The 1,286-nt window shown below is 68.4% G+C and carries 2 protein-coding genes; one reads left to right on the top strand and one right to left on the bottom strand.

Annotated elements, in window-relative coordinates:
* The coding region (locus DPM19_RS34690) for an SDR family NAD(P)-dependent oxidoreductase (protein ID WP_199485446.1) at nt 1-865 on the bottom strand (865 nt) is incomplete at its 3' end.
* A gap of 108 nt (nt 866-973) precedes the next feature.
* On the opposite strand from DPM19_RS34690, the gene DPM19_RS35990 reads away from it, so the two are divergent.
* Nucleotides 974-1,279 (top strand): hypothetical protein, encoded by a 306-nt coding sequence (locus tag DPM19_RS35990; RefSeq protein WP_199485447.1) that lies wholly within the window; start codon nt 974-976, stop codon nt 1,277-1,279.
* Nucleotides 1,280-1,286 lie beyond the last annotated feature (7 nt).

Genomic DNA, 1,286 nt, shown 5'->3' on the forward strand with positions numbered 1-1,286 from the left:
GTGCGGGTTGGCCGTGGTGGTGGCGGTGGTGGGCGAGGGTGTCTTGGAAGGTGTTGGCGGCGGCGTAGTTGGCTTGTCCGGGGGTGCCGAGGGTGGCGGTGAGGGAGGAGTAGAGGACGAATGCGGCCAGGTCGTGGTGGTGGGTGTGGTGGTGCAGGTTCCAGGTGCCGTCGACTTTGGGTGCGAGCACGGTGTGGAGTTGGTGGGGGGTGAGGGTGTGGAGGGCGGCGTCGTCCAGGATCCCGGCGGTGTGGATGACCGCGGTGAGCGGGTGGGCGGTGGGGATGGTGGCGATGAGGTCGGCCACGGCGTGGGGGTCGGTGATGTCGCAGGCCGCCACGGTGACGTGTGCCCCTAGGGCGGTGAGTTCCTCGCGTAGGGCGTCGGCGTTTGGGGCTGTGGGTCCTTGGCGGCTGGCTAGGAGGAAGTGGCGGGTGTGGTGGTGGGTGGTGAGGTGGTGGGCGGTGAGTGCGGCCAGGGTGCCGGTGCCGCCGGTGATCAGGACGGTCCCGTCCCGGTTCCAGGGAACTGGGAGGGTGAGGACGTGTTTGCCGATGTGGCGGCCTTGTTGCAGGTTGCGGAACACCTGCCGGGCATGCGCGATGGGGCGCACGGTGATCGGTGGCAGGGTGAGTTCCCCGTTCGCGAACAGGGCGGTGAGGTGAGTGAGCATGCGCTGGATCTGCTCGACCGGGAGGGCGTTGAGGTCGAACGCCTCGTAGTGCACCCCGGGGTGGGTGGCGGCGATCTGGTCGGGGTCACGGGGGTCGGTCTTACCCATCTCGATGAACCGGCCCCCGCGGGGGAGCAGGCGTAGTGAGGCGTCGGTGAACTCCCCGGCCAACGCGTTGAGCACCACATCCATCCCCACACCACCACCGGCACCACCACCGCTGGCATCGCCGCTACCGGCGCCACTGCCGACGCCGGTGCCGGTGCCGCTACCGGCGCCAACACCGCTGCCACTGCTGTCATGGCTGGCACCGCTGTCATGGCTGGCACCGCTGTCATGGCTGGCACCGCTGTCATGGCCGGTGGCATCGCCGCTGGTGCTGTGATCACCACCGCCGGTGCTGTCGGCGTGATCACCGCTGTTGCTTTCGTGATCACCGCTGTTGCTTTCGTGATCACCGCTGCCGGCGGTGCCGGTGCTGGCGTTGCTGGTGCTGGCGTCGTTGGTGCTTTCGGCGCCGATGCCGGTGCTGCTGCCGCTGTTCTTGCTCTTGGTGGTGGCTGTGAGGAATTGGTGTTCGAAGTCGAGGGTGCGGGAGTTGGCTAGGTGGTCG

Origin of the sequence: Actinomadura craniellae (genome assembly GCF_003289645.1) — a bacterium.
GTDB classification, from domain to species: Bacteria; Actinomycetota; Actinomycetes; order Streptosporangiales; family Streptosporangiaceae; genus Actinomadura_D; species Actinomadura_D craniellae.

Coding starts and splice junctions, on each gene's coding strand:
- DPM19_RS35990 (WP_199485447.1), top strand. CDS start 974: ATGGCTGGCACCGCTGTCATGGCTGGCACCGCTGTCATGGCTGGCACC.